This window comes from Streptomyces mauvecolor, from assembly GCF_039532965.1.
GTDB lineage: Bacteria > Actinomycetota > Actinomycetes > Streptomycetales > Streptomycetaceae > Streptomyces > Streptomyces violascens.
Genome location: NZ_BAAASQ010000014.1, coordinates 241,340 through 257,778, shown reverse-complemented (window position 1 = coordinate 257,778; position 16,439 = coordinate 241,340). Strand labels below are relative to the sequence as shown.

The following is a 16,439-nucleotide window of genomic DNA, read 5'->3' as shown; positions in this document are numbered from 1 at the left end:
CGGCCGGGACCTACGCTGGACGCATGTCCGTCACCTCCGCAGTTGGCACTGAACTCGCGGGGTTCGACGCCCTCAGGCGGCAGGACCCCGAAATGGCCGACGTGCTGCTCGGCGAGGCCGAGCGGCAGGCCGCCTCGCTGCAGCTGATCGCCGCCGAGAACTTCACCTCGCCGGCCGTGCGAGCTGCCCTGGGCTCGCAGCTGGGCAACAAGTACGCCGAGGGATATCCCGGCGCCCGCCACCACGGCGGCTGCGAAGTCGTCGACGTCGCCGAGCGCATCGCCGTCGACCGCGCCAAAGCCCTGTTCGGGGCCGCCCACGCCAACGTACAGACGCATTCGGGGACTTCGGCGGTACTGGCGGCCTACGCGGCGCTCCTGAAGCCGGGAGACACCGTTCTGGCGATGGGTCTGCCCTTCGGCGGACACCTCACGCACGGCTCTCCGGCGAACTTCTCCGGGCGCTGGTTCGACTTCGTCGGATACGGGGTCGAGCCGGACACCGGGCTCATCGACTACGGCGAGGTGTGGGACCTGGCGGTCGAGCACCGGCCCAAGGCGATCGTGTGCGGCTCGATCGCGTACCCCCGCCACCCGGACTACCAGGCCTTCCGCGAGATCGCCGACGACGTGGGCGCCTACCTCATCGCGGACGCCGCGCACCCCATGGGCCTGATCGCCGGGGGAGCGGCGCCGAGCCCCGTCCCGTACGCCGACGTCGTGTGCGCCACCACCCACAAGGTGCTGCGCGGGCCGCGCGGCGGGCTGATCCTTTGCGGCAGCGACCTGGCCGCCCGCATCGACCGGGCCGTGTTCCCCTTCACACAGGGCGGCGCCCAGATGCACACGATCGCCGCCAAGGCCATCGCCTTCGGCGAGGCGTCCACCCCCGCCTTCACGGCGTACGCCCATCAGGTGGTGGCCAATGCACGCACCCTCGCCGAGGGGCTGCTCGCGGAGGGGTTCGGGGTGGTCACCGGCGGCACCGACACCCACCTCCTGCTCGCCGACCCGGCGCCGTTCGGGATCGACGGGCGCACCGCGCGCGGCCGGCTCGCGGGCGCCGGGCTCGTCCTGGACAGCTGCGCCCTGCCGCACCTGGACGCCCGCGGAATCCGGCTCGGCACCGCCGCCGTCACCACCCAGGGCATGGGGGAGGCGGAGATGGCCAGAATCGCGGTGCTGTTCGCGATGGCGATGCGAGAGGATCCCAAGGCACGGGCGGAGGCAAGGGAACTCGCGGAAAGATTCCCCCCTCCCTGAGCCTCCTTGAGAGGGTCCTGTTTCGAGCGCCTCGGGACCTTTCCACAGGGTTCGCACAAAGGAAGAAATGCGGGCTTATCCCCGCTTCGGCGGGGTACCTGCAACCATTCGCCGGATCCTAATGTCCTCAACCACATGCGCGCGAAGCTAGGGTGTGGGGCTGAGATGGCCAGCGATACCTCTGGGGCAGCCCGTGCGTGAATACCTGCTGACGCTCTGCGTCACGGCCGCGGTGACCTACCTGCTCACCGGGCCGGTGCGGAAGTTCGCCATCGCCGTCGGTGCGATGCCGGAGATCCGCGCGCGTGACGTGCACCGGGAACCGACGCCGAGGCTCGGTGGCATCGCCATGTTCGGCGGCCTGTGCGCGGGCCTGCTCGTGGCCGACCACCTCGACGGCCTCAACCCCGTCTTCCAGTCCAACGAACCGCGGGCGCTGCTCTCGGGCGCCGCGCTGATCTGGCTGATCGGCGTCCTGGACGACAAGTTCGAGATCGACGCCCTGATCAAGCTCGGCGGCCAGATGATCGCCGCGGGCGTCATGGTCATGCAGGGTCTGACCATCCTGTGGCTGCCCATCCCCGGCATCGGCTCGGTCTCGCTGACCTCCTGGCAGGGCACCCTGCTCACGGTCGCGCTCGTCGTGATCACCATCAACGCGGTGAACTTCGTGGACGGCCTCGACGGCCTGGCCGCGGGCATGGTGTGCATCGCGTCCGCGGCGTTCTTCATGTACGCCTACCGGCTCTGGTACGGGTACGGGATCGAGGCGGCCGCCCCGGCCACCCTGTTCGCCGCCGTCCTCATGGGCATGTGCCTGGGCTTCCTGCCGCACAACATGCACCCGGCCAGGATCTTCATGGGCGATTCGGGCTCGATGCTGATCGGCCTGGTGCTCGCGGCGGGCGCGATCTCCATCACGGGCCAGGTCGACCCGGACGCGATGAAGCTCAACTTCGGCGGCACCCGCGATGCCACGCACGCGATGCTGCCGGTCTTCATCCCGCTGCTCATGCCGCTGTCGATCATCGCGATCCCGATGGCCGACCTGGTCCTCGCGATCGTCCGCAGGACCTGGAACGGGCAGTCGCCGTTCGCCGCGGACCGGGGACACCTGCACCACCGGCTCCTGGAGATCGGGCACTCGCACAGCCGGGCGGTGCTGATCATGTACTTCTGGTCGGCGCTCATCGCGTTCGGCGCGGTCGCCTACTCGGTGCACTCGGCGTCGATGTGGATCGTGCTCGTGATCGTCGCGCTGAGCGCGGTCGGGCTCGTCCTGTTGCTGCTGCCGCGGTTCGCGCCGCGCGCCCCGCAGTGGGCCGAGCGGTTCGTGCCGCCGCGCTACCGGCACGCGCGCAGCGAGCCGGAGACGGTGCACTCGCTGGCCTCCGAGGGGGACGAGGAGGTGCGCGGGGAGCGCACTCCTGTGGCTGCCGGGGTCTCCGGCGTCAACGGGGCGACCGCGATCGGCCCCCGTTCGCGTTTCCCCGACCGACGGAAGACCGGTGCGTCGCGCTGACGAATTGCCGCGTCGGCGCCCAATACCAGACATCTCGCCGCCCGTTGCGCACAAACGCGCAGCATCACTCTCAAGTGTGACGGGCGGCACACTTCCATGGTAAAGACCTCATCAAATAGTTTGTGATACGGTTCACGAGACCCGGCGACAGAGCCGAAGGACCGTAGTGCGACGGTCCGTTGGCCCGAGGGACCAACTCGGCCCGGGCTTACGCTCGTCCATGACGACACCACTTTGCCCCCACCAGCAAGCGGAGCTGCCGCCATGCCGTCCAACGACGCACGCACTCTTCTCCAGACCGCCCTACCCACCGCTGCCGCGGGCGCTGTTGCCGCCGTGGTCAGCGGCGTGGTCGCGGGCGGCAAGGGAGCGGTGGGTGCCATCGTCGCGACGCTGGTCGTGATCCTCTTCATGGGCATCGGACTCGTCGTCCTGGAACGCACCGCCAAATCGCTTCCGCATCTGTTCCAGGCCATGGGGCTGATGCTGTACACGGCGCAGTTGCTCCTGCTCTTCATCTTCGTCGCGGTCTTCAAGAACACGACGCTGTTCAACCCGAAATGCTTCGCCGCAACCCTCGTCGCGCTGACCCTCGTCTGGATCGGCGCGCAGGCGCGTGCGCACATGAAGGCGAAGATCCTTTACGTCGAACCGGATACCGCAGAGGGCAACAAGCCCGAAAAGACGGGGCCGTCGTCGTGAACGGTAGGGCCGGAATAAATGCGAGTTCAGGACCCTGCTATCGTCCGGTGCCAACTGCGGCACTGCGGGCGCGGGCATCTGAGCTGACGCCTGCTCATTCGCGAGGCTTGATGCCCGACCGCCGCCCCATCATCCGTAACACCAGTCCAGTGCCGAACCGCGGCTGCGCGCCGCGCCGACACAACGAGGTTGCCGTACCTATGCGCCACGCTGAAGGAGCCCGCGGTGAGTGCTGACCCGACGCAGGTGCTCGCCTTCGATCCGAGCTGCCACATCTTCCAGTCGAACGGCTGTGGCTTCGAGGGTCCCGGCCTGCACTCGTTCCTCTTCGAGCCGCTCTGGGGCGACACCGACGGGGTGTACTTCAACAAGCCGATGCTGCTGGCCCTGCTGGGCTCGCTGATCATCGTCGGCTTCTTCTGGGCCGCCTTCCGCAAGCCGAAGCTCGTTCCCGGCAAGTTCCAGATGGTCGCCGAGGCCGGCTACGACTTCGTACGCCGCGGCATCGTCTACGAGACGATCGGCAAGAAGGAGGGCGAGAAGTGGGTCCCCCTCATGGTCTCGATCTTCTTCTTCGTCTGGATGATGAACCTCTGGTCGATCGTCCCGGTCGCCCAGTTCCCGGTGACGTCGATCATCGCGTACCCCGCGGTTCTCGCGCTGATCGTCTACGTGATCTGGATGACGCTCACGTTCAAGCGTCACGGCTTCGTCGGTGGCTTCAAGAACCTGACCGGCTACGACAAGTCGCTGGGTGGCGTGCTGCCGCTGGTCATGGTCATCGAGTTCTTCTCGAACGTGCTGGTCCGCCCCTTCACGCACGCGGTCCGACTCTTCGCGAACATGTTCGCCGGTCACACCCTGCTGCTGCTGTTCACGATCGCCAGCTGGTACATGCTCAACGGCATCGGCATCGCGTACTCCGGCGTCTCCTTCGTGATGGTCGTCGTGATGACGGCGTTCGAGCTCTTCATCCAGGCCGTCCAGGCGTACGTCTTCGTGCTGCTGGCCTGCGTCTTCATCCAGGGCGCGCTCGCCGAGCACCACTGACCGCCCGCCCCCTCCATACCCCAAGTCGTCCGGTGGCCAACCCCCACCGGTCCGTGAAAGAGAAGGAAGAACTGGCATGTCCCAGATCCTCGCTGCCTCCGATGGCGTCACCGGCTCGCTCAGCTCCATCGGGTACGGCCTCGCCGCGATCGGCCCCGGCGTCGGCGTCGGCATCATCTTCGGTAACGGCACGCAGGCTCTCGCCCGTCAGCCCGAAGCGGCCGGCCTGATCCGCGCCAACCAGATCCTCGGTTTCGCGTTCTGTGAGGCGCTGGCCCTGATCGGCCTCGTCATGCCGTTCGTCTACTAAGACGAACCACGACTAGACCGATCCGACGAAAGGCACTGATGTGAACCTCACCATGGTTCAGCTGGCGGCCGAGGGCAAGGAAAACCCCCTCGTTCCGCCGTGGCCTGAGCTCGTCATCGGCCTCATCGCCTTCGTCATCGTCTTCGGCTTCCTCGCCAAGAAGCTCCTCCCGAACATCAACAAGGTTCTGGACGAGCGTCGCGAGGCCATCGAAGGCGGGATGGAGAAGGCCGAGGCCGCTCAGACCGAGGCCCAGAGCGTCCTTGAGCAGTACAAGGCGCAGCTCGCCGAGGCCCGCCACGAGGCTGCGCGCCTGCGCCAGGAGGCGACCGAGCAGGGCACCGCGCTCATCCAGGAGATGAGGGCGGAAGGCCAGCGGCAGCGTGAGGAGATCATCGCTGCCGGCCACGCCCAGATCGAGGCCGACCGCAAGGCCGCCGCGCACTCGCTCCGCCAGGACGTGGGCAAGCTGGCGACCGACCTGGCCGGCAAGCTGGTCGGCGAGTCCCTCGAGGACCACGCCCGCCAGAGCCGCACCATCGACCGTTTCCTCGGCGAGCTCGAGGAGAAGGCCGAGGCCGTCCGATGAACGGCGCGAGCCGCGAGGCACTGGCCGCCGCACGCGAGCGTCTCGACGCCTTGATGGACAACACGTCCGTCGACGCGGCGAAGCTCGGCGACGAGCTGGCCGCCGTCACCACGCTGCTCGACCGCGAGGTCTCGCTGCGTCGGGTCCTGACCGACCCGGCGCAGGCCGGCGAAGCCCGGGCCGAGCTGGCCGGGCGTCTGTTCGGCGGCCAGGTGGGCGGCGAGACCGCCGACCTGGTGGGCGGCATGGTCCGCTCCCGCTGGTCGCAGTCCCGTGACCTGGTGGACTCGCTGGAAGAACTGGCGGCCACCGCCGACCTCACCGCCGCGCAGCAGTCGGGCGCGCTGGACGACGTCGAGGACGAGCTGTTCCGGTTCGGCCGCATCGTCACCTCCAGCACCGAGCTGCGCTCCGCGCTCACCAGCCGCACCGCCACGGTCGCGGCCAAGAGCGAGCTGCTGCGCAGCCTGCTCGGCGGCAGGGCGAACCCGGTCACCGAGCGTCTGGTCGGCCGTCTTGTGACCCGGCCGCGTGGACGTAGCCTGGAAGCGGGACTCGAGTCCCTCTCCAAGCTCGCCGCGCACCGCCGGGACCGGATGGTCGCCGTCGTCACCTCGGCGGTTCCGCTGACCGATGTCCAGAAGCAGCGCCTCGGTGCGGCTCTGGCGAAGATCTACGGCCGCCGGATGCACCTGAACCTCGACGTGGACCCCGAGGTCCTCGGCGGGATCTCGGTGCGTGTCGGCGACGAGGTCATCGAAGGCACCATCGCGGAGCGCCTCGAAGAGGCGAACCGGCGGCTGGCGCGCTGACCTCACGGTCGGCACAGCAACTGAATTAGCAACACCAGCGGCCCGGTTGGGCCGTGCAGAAATTGCAGAAGATTCCTGGGGGTCGGCCCCCAGACCCCCTTAGAAACTTCGGGCCCAACAAGGAGAGCAGGGAACCCAGATGGCGGAGCTCACGATCCGGCCGGAGGAGATCCGGGACGCGCTGGAGACCTTTGTCCAGTCGTACCAGCCGGACGCGGCCTCGCGCGAGGAGGTCGGTACGGTCAGCGTTGCCGGCGACGGCATCGCGAAGGTCGAGGGTCTTCCCTCGGCCATGGCGAACGAGCTGCTGCGGTTCGAGGACGGAACCCTTGGTCTCGCCCTCAACCTCGAGGAGCGCGAGATCGGTGCGATCGTCCTCGGCGAGTTCAGCGGAATCGAAGAGGGCCAGCCGGTGCAGCGCACCGGTGAGGTGCTCTCGGTCGGCGTCGGCGAGGGCTACCTCGGCCGCGTCGTCGACCCGCTCGGCAACCCGATCGACGGCCTCGGCGAGATCGAGACCGACGGCCGCCGCGCCCTGGAGCTGCAGGCTCCGGGCGTCATGGTCCGTAAGTCGGTGCACGAGCCGATGGCGACCGGTTACAAGGCCGTCGACGCGATGGTGCCGATCGGCCGTGGCCAGCGTCAGCTGATCATTGGTGACCGTCAGACCGGCAAGACCGCTCTGGCCGTCGACACGATCATCAACCAGCGCGACAACTGGCGCTCGGGCGACCCGAAGAAGCAGGTCCGCTGCATCTACGTCGCCATCGGCCAGAAGGGCTCGACCATCGCCTCCGTGCGTGGCGCCCTGGAAGAGGCCGGCGCGCTGGAGTACACGACGATCGTCGCCGCGCCCGCGTCCGACCCGGCCGGCTTCAAGTACCTTGCCCCGTACACCGGTTCGGCCATCGGCCAGCACTGGATGTACGACGGCAAGCACGTCCTCATCATCTTCGACGACCTGTCGAAGCAGGCCGACGCCTACCGCGCCGTGTCGCTGCTCCTGCGCCGCCCGCCGGGCCGCGAGGCCTACCCGGGTGACGTCTTCTACCTGCACTCGCGTCTGCTCGAGCGCTGCGCGAAGCTGTCGGACGACATGGGTGCCGGTTCGATGACGGGTCTGCCGATCGTCGAGACCAAGGCGAACGACGTGTCGGCGTTCATTCCGACCAACGTCATCTCCATCACCGACGGCCAGTGCTTCCTGGAGTCGGACCTGTTCAACGCCGGTCAGCGCCCCGCGCTGAACGTCGGTATCTCCGTCTCCCGAGTCGGTGGTTCCGCGCAGCACAAGGCCATGCGCCAGGTGTCCGGCCGACTGCGTGTCGACCTCGCCCAGTACCGCGAGCTGGAGGCGTTCGCCGCCTTCGGTTCCGACCTGGACGCCGCTTCCAAGGCCTCCCTCGAGCGCGGCAAGCGCATGGTCGAGCTGCTGAAGCAGCCGCAGTACTCGCCGTTCCCGGTCGAGGAGCAGGTCGTCTCCATCTGGGCCGGCACCACCGGCAAGATGGACGACGTCCCGGTCGAGGACATCCGCCGCTTCGAGGCCGAGCTGCTCGAGTACCTGCGCCGCGAGCGCAAGGAGCTCCTCACCTCGATCGCCGAGGGCGCCAAGATGTCGGACGACACCCTGCAGTCGGTGGCCGACGCCATCGCCGGCTTCAAGCGTCAGTTCGAGACCTCGGACGGCAAGCTCCTCGGCGACGACACGCCGGTCAGCACCAGCAAGTGACGACGACGGAAGGGACCTGACTCATGGGAGCGCAGCTCCGGGTCTACAAGCGTCGCATCCGATCCGTCACCGCGACCAAGAAGATCACCAAGGCGATGGAGATGATCGCCGCCTCGCGCATCGTCAAGGCGCAGCGCCAGGTGGCGGCCTCCACGCCGTACGCGACCGAGCTCACCCGTGCGGTGACCGCGGTCGCGACCGGCTCCACCACCAAGCACCCGCTCACCACCGAGGCCGAGGCCCCGGCCCGCGCCGCGGTCCTGCTCATCACGAGCGACCGCGGTCTGGCCGGCGGCTACTCCTCCAACGCCATCAAGGCGGCGGAGCGGCTCTCGGAGCGGCTGCGCGGCGAGGGCAAGGAGGTCGACACGTACATCGTCGGCCGCAAGGGTGTCGCCTACTACGGATTCCGTGAGCGCAAGGTCTCGGGTTCGTGGACGGGCTTCACCGACAGCCCCACCTACGCGGACGCCAAGCAGGTGGCCGCGCCGCTGATCGAGGCCATCCAGACGGAGGCGGCCGAGGGCGGCGCGGACGAACTGCACATCGTCTTCACGGAGTTCGTGTCGATGATGACGCAGACGCCGGTCGACGACCGGATGCTGCCGCTGTCGCTGGAGAAGGCTCAGGAAGAGACGGGCACGAAGGACCAGATCCTTCCGCTCTTCGACTTCGAGCCGTCGGCGGAGGACGTCCTCGACGCCCTGCTGCCGCGCTACGTCGAAAGCCGCATCTACAACGCGCTGCTGCAGTCGGCTGCTTCCGAGCACGCCGCCCGCCGCCGCGCGATGAAGTCGGCCACCGACAACGCCGGAGAGCTCATCAAGAGCCTCTCCCGGCTTGCCAACGCGGCCCGCCAGGCCGAAATCACCCAGGAAATCAGCGAGATCGTCGGTGGCTCCAGTGCGCTGGCCGACGCGACCGCGGGGAGTGACAAGTAATGACGACCACTGTTGAGACGGCCGTTGCCACGGGCCGCGTCGCCCGGGTCATCGGCCCGGTCGTCGACGTGGAGTTCCCCGTCGACGCGATGCCGGAGATCTACAACGCGCTGCACGTCCAGGTGGCCGACCCGGCCGAGGACGGCAAGCTCAAGACGCTGACGCTCGAAGTCGCCCAGCACCTGGGTGACGGCATCGTCCGCGCGATCTCGATGCAGCCCACCGACGGTCTGGTCCGCCAGGCCCCGGTGGTCGACACGGGCGACGGCATCACGGTGCCGGTCGGCGACTTCACCAAGGGCAAGGTGTTCAACACCCTCGGTGAGGTGCTGAACAAGCCCGAGGAGAACGCCAACATCGGCGAGCGCTGGGCGATCCACCGCAAGGCCCCGAACTTCGACCAGCTCGAGTCCAAGACCGAGATGTTCGAGACCGGCGTCAAGGTCATCGACCTGCTCACCCCGTACGTCAAGGGTGGAAAGATCGGTCTGTTCGGTGGTGCCGGTGTCGGCAAGACCGTCCTCATCCAGGAAATGATCTACCGCGTGGCCAACAACCACGACGGTGTGTCGGTGTTCGCCGGTGTCGGCGAGCGCACCCGTGAGGGCAACGACCTCATCGAGGAAATGCAGGACTCGGGCGTCATCGACAAGACCGCCCTGGTCTTCGGCCAGATGGACGAGCCGCCGGGCACGCGTCTTCGGGTCGCCCTGGCCGGTCTGACGATGGCGGAGTACTTCCGTGACGTCCAGAAGCAGGACGTCCTCTTCTTCATCGACAACATCTTCCGGTACACCCAGGCGGGTTCCGAGGTGTCGACCCTGCTCGGCCGTATGCCCTCCGCGGTGGGTTACCAGCCGAACCTGGCCGACGAGATGGGTCTCCTCCAGGAGCGCATCACCTCGACCCGTGGTCACTCGATCACCTCGATGCAGGCGATCTACGTCCCCGCGGACGACCTGACCGACCCGGCCCCGGCCACCACCTTCGCCCACCTGGACGCGACGACGGTTCTCTCCCGTCCGATCTCCGAGAAGGGCATCTACCCGGCCGTGGACCCGCTGGACTCCACGTCCCGGATCCTGGACCCGCGCTACATCGCGCAGGAGCACTACGACGCCGCCATGCGCGTCAAGACGATCCTGCAGAAGTACAAGGACCTCCAGGACATCATCGCCATCCTCGGCATCGACGAGCTCGGCGAAGAGGACAAGCTGGTCGTGCACCGCGCCCGCCGCGTGGAGCGCTTCCTGTCGCAGAACACGCACGTCGCCAAGCAGTTCACCGGCGTCGACGGTTCGGACGTCCCGCTGGACGAGTCGATCACGGCGTTCAACCAGATCTGCGACGGCGAGTACGACCACTTCCCCGAGCAGGCGTTCTTCATGTGCGGTGGCCTGGAAGACCTCAAGGCCAACGCCAAGGAGCTGGGCGTCTCCTGACGCGCCCGACCGCGTGGAGGGGCGGGTGTGTCCCGCCCCTCTGCGTATCGCCACTTGAGAACTGACTAGAATTGTCCCAACACCCGGCCGTTTGGCCGGGTGGTGACCCGAGGAGCCAACCATGGCTACTGAGCTGCACGTCGAGCTCGTCGCCGCGGACCGCAGTGTCTGGTCCGGCGAGGCCACCCTGGTCGTCGCGCGCACCACGTCCGGCGACATCGGCGTCATGCCCGGTCACCAGCCGCTCCTTGGTGTGCTGGAATCGGGCCCGGTGATGATCCGTACGAGCGAGGGCGGCACCGTCGTCGCGGCGGTGCACGGTGGATTCATCTCCTTCGCCGACAACAAGCTTTCGCTGCTCGCGGAGATCGCCGAGCTGGCGGACGAGATCGATGTCCAGCGTGCCGAGCGTGCGCTGGAGAGCGCGAAGTCGGAGTCGGACGCCGCCGCCGAGCGGCGCGCCGATGTACGACTGCGCGCGGTGGCGGTGCGCTAGCACCCCCGCCGGAGATTTCCCTCAGCCGCGGCTCGGTCCGGAATTTTCCGGAGCCGGTCGCGGCTGAGGCGATGCAGGCAGATTTTTCCGTTGCTGGATTACTGGTTGAGCGAGGAGGTCGGTGTAGATGACTCTCGCTCTGCTTGTGTGTGGCCTGGTCGTCGCGCTGGTACTGGTGGGACTCTTCGTCTTCGGTCTGCGCCGGCGGCTGATCCAGCGCTCGGGCGGCACGTTCGACTGCAGTCTGCGCTGGGGTCTTCCGGAGACGCCGGACACCAGCGGCAAGGGCTGGGTGTACGGGGTGGCCCGCTACAACGGTGACCGGATCGAGTGGTTCCGGGTCTTTTCCTACGCGCCTCGGCCGCGGCGCGTTCTTGAGCGGTCGGCCATCGATGTCGTGGCCCGGCGCCTGCCGGAGGGCGAGGAAGAGCTGGCCCTGCTGTCCGACGCGATCATCCTGGGCTGTACGCATCGGGGTACGCGGCTTGAGCTGGCGATGTCCGAGGATGCGCTGACGGGGTTCCTGGCGTGGCTGGAGGCGGCGCCGCCGGGCCAACGGGTGAACGTGGCGTAGCCGGTTCTTCCCCACCCCGCCCCTTCCCGCTGTGACACTCTGCGGCTCCGCCGCGTGGCCTCCGGGGGGAGGGAGAAGGGTGGGGTTTTCTCTTGGGGCTCTGCCCTCAGAGCCCCTGAGGGCAGAGCCCCTCGAACCCCCGCAGGGGGCTCCGCTCCCTGCACCCCCGTTCGCGCCTGAAGGGCGCTCGTCCTCAATCGCCGGACGGGCTGAGGTTGCCAGTGCTGGCCAGCACCAATCCTGCTAGGGGCGCGGGGAACTGCGCGACCAGCCACGCACGGTCCGCGGACGAGCGGCCGGCGGATCCGTGGGGGTCTGGGGGCAGAGCCCCCAGAAGGCGGGGGACGGGCCCGCCTTCCAGGGGCCCCGGTCAGTTCAGGCCGGAGGACATGGCCGAGAGCAGCTCACCATTCGACGTATCTCCGCTGAACTCCCAGAAGAACGCCCCCCTCAGCCCCTGATTCTTCACGTACCCCATCTTTCCGGTGATCGTCGACGGGGTGTCATAGCTCCACCAGTTGGACCCGCAGTGGGCGTACGCCGTGCCCGCGATCGTGCCCGTCACCGGGCAGGCGGTCTTGAGGACCTTGTAGTCCTCGATGCCCTGCTCGTACGTGCCGGGCGCCGGGCCCGTCGCCGTGCCGCCCGGGGCGTCCTGGGTCACGCCCGTCCAGCCCCGGCCGTAGAAGCCGACGCCCAGGTTGAGCTTGCTCGCGGGGACGCCCTTCGACTTGTACTTCTGGATCGCCGCGTCCGTGTTGAAGCCCGCGATCGGGATGCCGTTGTACGAGGTGAGCGGGGAGTGCGGGGCCGTGGGGCCCTGGGCGTCCCACGCGCCGAAGAAGTCGTACGTCATCACGTTGTACCAGTCGACGTAGCTCGCCGCGCCGCCGTAGTCGGCCGCGTCCATCTTGCCGCCCGTCGAGCCGTCGGCGGTGACGGCGGCCGTGACCAGCGCCGAGCTGCCGAACTTCGTACGCAGCGCGGCCAGCAGGTTCTTGAGTGCGGCCGGCCCGCTGGTGTCGCAGGACAGACCGCAGGCGTTCGGGTACTCCCAGTCGATGTCGATGCCGTCGAAGACGTCGGCCCAGCGCGGGTCCTTGACCAGCGAGTAGCAGGAGTTGGCGAATGCCGTCGGGTTGGCCGCGGCCGCGCCGAAGCCGCCGGACCAGGTCCAGCCGCCGAACGACCAGAGGATCTTGATGTTCGGGTACTTCTTCTTCAGCTCGCGGAGCTGGTTGATGTTGCCCGCGACCGGCTGGTCCCAGGTGTCGGCGGTGCCGTCCACGCTGGAGGACGCGTCGTACGTCTTCTGGTAGTCGGCGTAGGCGTCACCGATGGCGCAGGCGCCGTTGGTCACGTTGCCGAACGCGTAGTTGATGTGGGTCAGCTTGCTCGCCGAACCCGAGGTGACGATGTTCTTCACCTGGTAGTTGCGCTGGTAGATGCCCCAGTCGGTGAAGTAGCCGAGCTTGACCGTGGAGCCCGGGTCCGGGTTGCCGCCGCCCCCGGTGGTGGTGACGGTGACCGAGCCCGAGGAGGGGCCGGTCTGGTCGGCGGTGTCGCGCGCGGTCACGCTGTAGGTGTAGGTGGTCCCGGCCGTGAGGCCTGTGTCGGTGTACGTCGTGCCGGTGACGGTCGCGATCTTGGCCGAGCCCCGGTAGACGTCGTAGTTCTTGACGCCCTTGTCGTCGGTCGCGGCCGGCCAGGACAGTGTCGCGCCGGTGTTGGTGATGTTGCTCGCGGTCGGGGTGCCGGGGGCGGACGGCGGGTTGTCGCCCGGGGTCGAACCCCCGTCGCAGGAGCCGCCGTTGAGCTTGCAGCCCGAGGGCGAGCCGGGGCCCGCGCCGTTGAAGCCGAAGCTCACGCTGGCGCCGGGGGCGAGGGTGCCGTTGTACGACTTGTTCTTGGCGGTCCAGTGGGTGCCGGAACTGGTGACGTCCGCGTCCCAGGCCGAGGTCACGGACGTACCCGAGGGGTAGTCCCACTCCACGGTCCAGGAACTCAGCGTGGTGGTGCCGGTGTTCTTGATGGTCCAGCCGGCCCCGAATCCCGTACCCCAGTCCGAGGACTTGGCGTAGGTGGCGGTCGCCGAGGTGGCGGCTTCGGCGGGGGAGGCGAGGCCCACGAGTGCGGCCAGGGGGAGGGCGAGTGCGGTCAGGGCCGCTGCGGCTCTTGATCTGAAGCGCGTACGGAGATGACGTGCGGTTCTCAAGGCTGCTCCCGAATGGTGCGACGGTGGTGGGGGTGGGACCCTGCTCCGTCCGGTGGGTGCGCCTCTGCGACGGCACGCCCACCAGCAGTGTGCGGTGAGCGTAGAAAGGTCTGTACCAACCGTCAAGAGGTCCAGACCTCCGACAGTCGGTCCAGCTCTAGAGGCCCAACTCCTGGGCCAGTACCGCTGCTTGCACCCTGCTGCGCAGCTCCAGCTTGCCGAGGAGTCTACTGACGTGCGTCTTCACCGTCGCCTCCGCCATGTCCAGGCGCGCCGCGATCTCCGCGTTGGACAGGCCACGGCCCAGGCACGAAAGGACCTCGCCCTCGCGGCGGGTCAGGGTGTCGAGCGCGGCGGGGCGCCGGGGGGCGACCTGGCGCGGAGCCGCGGCGAACTCCGCGATGAGGCGGCGGGTCACGGCCGGGGCGATCAGGCCCTCGCCGCGCGCCACCGTCCGCACCGCCTCGATCAGGTCCTTGGCGTCCGTGTTCTTGAGGAGAAAGCCCGAGGCGCCCGCGCGCAGCGCCCCGAAGACGTATGCGTCGAGGTCGAAGGTGGTCAGGACCAGGACGTCGGCGAGCTGCTCGCCGGTCACGGCGGCGGTCGCCGCGACCCCGTCCAGCTTCGGCATCTGCACGTCCATCAGGACCAGGTCGGGGCGCAGCTCGCGGGCGAGCGCGACCGCCCGCTCGCCGTCCGCCGCCTCGCCGACCACCTCGATGTCCGGGGCGCTGGAGAGGATCAGGACGAGCCCGGCCCGCACCGCCGACTGGTCCTCCGCGACCAGGACCCGGATCGTCATGTGCTGAACTTCCCTTCTTCAGCGGGCAGTTGGGCCCGCACCTGCCAGATCTTGGTGCCGTACGGTGCCGGTTCGGGGCCGGCGGCGAAGGACCCGCCGAGCAGTTCGGTCCGCTCGCGCATCCCGATGAGCCCGGCCCCGGAACCCGGCGCGCGCGGGCCGGGACGGTCGCCGTACGGGCTGGTGACGCGCACCGTGAGCAGCCCGTCCAGGCGCGTGAGGACGACCTCGACGGTGCCGGGCGCCGCGTGCTTGAGCGCGTTGGTGAGGGACTCCTGGACGATCCGGTACGCGGCCAGCTCCACCGGCGCGGGCAGCGGCCCGTCCTCGGCGCGGCGGTCGTCGAGCGTGAAGCCGAGCCCGCTGTCGGACCCGTTGGTGCGCGCCTGGGCGAGCAGCGCGTCGAGCCCGGCCAGGGTGGGTGCCGCGGTGGGTTCGTCGCGGCTGCTGGTGTCGCGAAGGAGGCCGATGAGCCGGCGCATCTCGGCGAGCCCGTCCACGCTGTTCTCGCGGATCACCGAAAGTGCCTGCCGGGTGGTGGCCGGGTCGTCGAGCGAGAGCGCGGCCGTGGAGTGGATGGCGATCGCCGAGAGGTGGTTGGCCACCATGTCGTGCAGCTCGCGGGCCATCCGGGCGCGCTCGGCGACCACGGCCTGGCTGCGGTCCATCTCGGCGAGCAGCGCGGTCTGTTCGGCCCGCAGCCGGGCGCTCTCGGCGGCTTCGCGGTGGTTGCGCACGAGGACGCCGGTGGTAGCGGGTACGAACGAGATGAGGCCGGTGACCACGCCGAGGAGCAGCGCCTCCGGCTTGTGGAACCAGGCGTAGAACCCGATCGTCACGCCGACCGTGATCAGCCCGGTGCTGACCGGGATGCGGCGCGCGGCGGAGGGCGAGCCGTACACGACGGCCGCGTACACGAGGTCGGTGAACATCACGACCGTCGCCAGGCTGCCCCTGGTGAACTGGTCCGCCACCAGCGCGCAGGTGCCGAGGGCCAGGGCGGTCTGCGGGGCGGTCCGGCGGAGCAGCTCCAAGCCGGCCATCAGGGCCAGCGGCACCAGCACCCAGGCGTCGGGCAGGGGCCGGTCGTCGCCCTGGGTGTGCAGGCCGACGGCCCACAGGACGAGCCCGCCGAGCAGCCCGGCCCCGGCGATCAGGACGTCGTCGCGGTCTGGTGGGGAGAGCGGCTTCACGGTCCCATCCAACACGGCCGCCGGGCCCCGGGCCTCCCCGCGCCAGGTGATCCGCCGCTACATCGAAGGATGCAGTGCCGTTTCGTCACTGGCGACGACGAAGGGGCGCCGGGCGCGGGCGAGCCTTGAGGAGTACGAGAGGAGAACACCGTGATCGTCACGCTGATCATCGCCTGTGAAGTCGGCTTCTGGGTCCTGCTGGCCGCGGGTCTCGCCCTGCGCTACCTCGCCAGGATGCCAAGGACGAGCGTGGCGGTGCTGCTGTGCGAGCCGCTCCTGGAGGTGGTGCTGCTCGTGGTGACCGCCGTCGACCTGAAGAACGGCGCGCAGCCGGACTGGAAGCACGGCCTCGCCGCCGTCTACATCGGCTTCTCGGCCGGGATGGGCCACCACCTGGTGACCCGCGCCGACGCCTGGGTCGCCTACCGCTTCGCGGGCGGCCCCAGGCCCGCCAAGGCACCCAAGGGGGGCAGCGCCAGGACGGCGTACGAGTGGAAGACGGCGGGCCGCTTCACCGTCGCCTGCCTGATCGCGATCGCCCTGCTCCAGGCCGCGATCTGGTACGTCGGCGGGGACGGCAGCACCGACTCGCTGCGGATGTGGCAGCAGAAGATGCTGTACGTGATCGGCATCAACGTGATCATCGCGCTGAGCTACACGCTGTTCCCGAGGAAGGCGGCGGAGGCGAAGGCGAAGCCCTCGGTGCTCGACCGGCTCCTGAAGCCCGCGTCGGACAGGTCCGGGGCGCACACAGGAGAGGACCGTACGCTGACCCGGCGGTAGCCGGACGAAGTGAG

At 68.9% G+C, this 16,439-nt stretch carries 16 protein-coding genes; 13 read left to right on the top strand and 3 right to left on the bottom strand.

Going from position 1 to position 16,439, the window contains the following annotated elements:
* The first annotated feature begins 23 nt into the window (after nucleotides 1-23).
* From ABD346_RS20795 to ABD346_RS20740, 12 genes are all read left to right on the top strand, one after another.
* Complete coding sequence (locus ABD346_RS20795) at nucleotides 24-1,262, top strand: serine hydroxymethyltransferase (RefSeq protein WP_344376729.1); 1,239 nt, start codon at nucleotides 24-26, stop codon at nucleotides 1,260-1,262.
* Nucleotides 1,263-1,455: 193 nt separating this feature from the next.
* Complete coding sequence (locus ABD346_RS20790; protein ID WP_344376728.1) at nucleotides 1,456-2,784, top strand: MraY family glycosyltransferase; 1,329 nt, start codon at nucleotides 1,456-1,458, stop codon at nucleotides 2,782-2,784.
* A gap of 264 nt (nucleotides 2,785-3,048) precedes the next feature.
* Nucleotides 3,049-3,486, top strand: coding sequence for a Cg1360 family ATP-synthase-associated protein (locus ABD346_RS20785; RefSeq protein ID WP_344376727.1), 438 nt, complete (start codon nucleotides 3,049-3,051; stop codon nucleotides 3,484-3,486).
* Nucleotides 3,487-3,711: 225 nt separating this feature from the next.
* Nucleotides 3,712-4,536 carry a F0F1 ATP synthase subunit A gene (atpB, locus tag ABD346_RS20780; RefSeq protein WP_344376726.1) on the top strand — a complete coding sequence of 275 codons (825 nt, stop codon included), beginning with the start codon at nucleotides 3,712-3,714 and terminating at the stop codon, nucleotides 4,534-4,536.
* Nucleotides 4,537-4,612: 76 nt separating this feature from the next.
* Entirely contained in the window at nucleotides 4,613-4,846 is a 234-nt protein-coding gene (gene atpE / locus ABD346_RS20775) for an ATP synthase F0 subunit C (RefSeq protein ID WP_053726990.1), read from the top strand.
* Nucleotides 4,847-4,898: 52 nt separating this feature from the next.
* Nucleotides 4,899-5,435, top strand: coding sequence for a F0F1 ATP synthase subunit B (locus tag ABD346_RS20770; RefSeq protein WP_063802014.1), 537 nt, complete (start codon nucleotides 4,899-4,901; stop codon nucleotides 5,433-5,435).
* Complete coding sequence (locus tag ABD346_RS20765) at nucleotides 5,432-6,247, top strand: F0F1 ATP synthase subunit delta (protein WP_344376725.1); 816 nt, start codon at nucleotides 5,432-5,434, stop codon at nucleotides 6,245-6,247. Before ABD346_RS20770 ends, ABD346_RS20765 begins: the two co-directional genes overlap by 4 nt.
* A 139-nt stretch (nucleotides 6,248-6,386) precedes the next feature.
* Nucleotides 6,387-7,979: a F0F1 ATP synthase subunit alpha gene (gene atpA, locus ABD346_RS20760; protein ID WP_053726993.1), complete on the top strand. Its 1,593-nt coding sequence runs from the start codon at nucleotides 6,387-6,389 to the stop codon at nucleotides 7,977-7,979.
* A 23-nt stretch (nucleotides 7,980-8,002) separates the two neighbouring features.
* Nucleotides 8,003-8,920, top strand: coding sequence for a F0F1 ATP synthase subunit gamma (locus tag ABD346_RS20755; protein WP_344376724.1), 918 nt, complete (start codon nucleotides 8,003-8,005; stop codon nucleotides 8,918-8,920).
* A complete protein-coding gene (gene atpD, locus ABD346_RS20750; RefSeq protein ID WP_344376722.1) occupies nucleotides 8,920-10,362 on the top strand; it encodes a F0F1 ATP synthase subunit beta in 1,443 nt (480 codons plus the stop codon). Before ABD346_RS20755 ends, atpD begins: the two co-directional genes overlap by 1 nt.
* Nucleotides 10,363-10,483: 121 nt before the next feature.
* Nucleotides 10,484-10,858 carry a F0F1 ATP synthase subunit epsilon gene (locus ABD346_RS20745; RefSeq protein WP_053726996.1) on the top strand — a complete coding sequence of 125 codons (375 nt, stop codon included), beginning with the start codon at nucleotides 10,484-10,486 and terminating at the stop codon, nucleotides 10,856-10,858.
* Nucleotides 10,859-10,985: 127 nt separating this feature from the next.
* The gene (locus tag ABD346_RS20740; RefSeq protein WP_053726997.1) at nucleotides 10,986-11,432 is read left to right on the top strand and encodes a DUF2550 domain-containing protein; all 447 of its coding nucleotides are present in this window, start codon (nucleotides 10,986-10,988) and stop codon (nucleotides 11,430-11,432) included.
* A 370-nt stretch (nucleotides 11,433-11,802) separates the two neighbouring features.
* On the opposite strand, the gene ABD346_RS20735 is transcribed toward ABD346_RS20740, so the two are convergent.
* The 3 genes from ABD346_RS20735 to ABD346_RS20725 form a co-directional block, all read right to left on the bottom strand.
* Nucleotides 11,803-13,647, bottom strand: a complete 1,845-nt coding sequence (locus tag ABD346_RS20735) for a glycosyl hydrolase family 18 protein (RefSeq protein ID WP_344376721.1) — start codon at nucleotides 13,645-13,647, stop codon at nucleotides 11,803-11,805.
* Nucleotides 13,648-13,804: 157 nt separating this feature from the next.
* On the bottom strand, nucleotides 13,805-14,449 hold the full coding sequence (locus ABD346_RS20730) for a response regulator (RefSeq protein WP_344376720.1): 645 nt from the start codon (nucleotides 14,447-14,449) through the stop codon (nucleotides 13,805-13,807).
* Nucleotides 14,446-15,642 (bottom strand): sensor histidine kinase, encoded by a 1,197-nt coding sequence (locus tag ABD346_RS20725; RefSeq protein ID WP_344376719.1) that lies wholly within the window; start codon nucleotides 15,640-15,642, stop codon nucleotides 14,446-14,448. Before ABD346_RS20725 ends, ABD346_RS20730 begins: the two co-directional genes overlap by 4 nt.
* Nucleotides 15,643-15,792: 150 nt before the next feature.
* On the opposite strand from ABD346_RS20725, the gene ABD346_RS20720 reads away from it, so the two are divergent.
* Entirely contained in the window at nucleotides 15,793-16,425 is a 633-nt protein-coding gene (locus tag ABD346_RS20720) for a hypothetical protein (RefSeq protein ID WP_344376718.1), read from the top strand.
* The last annotated feature ends 14 nt before the right edge of the window (nucleotides 16,426-16,439 follow it).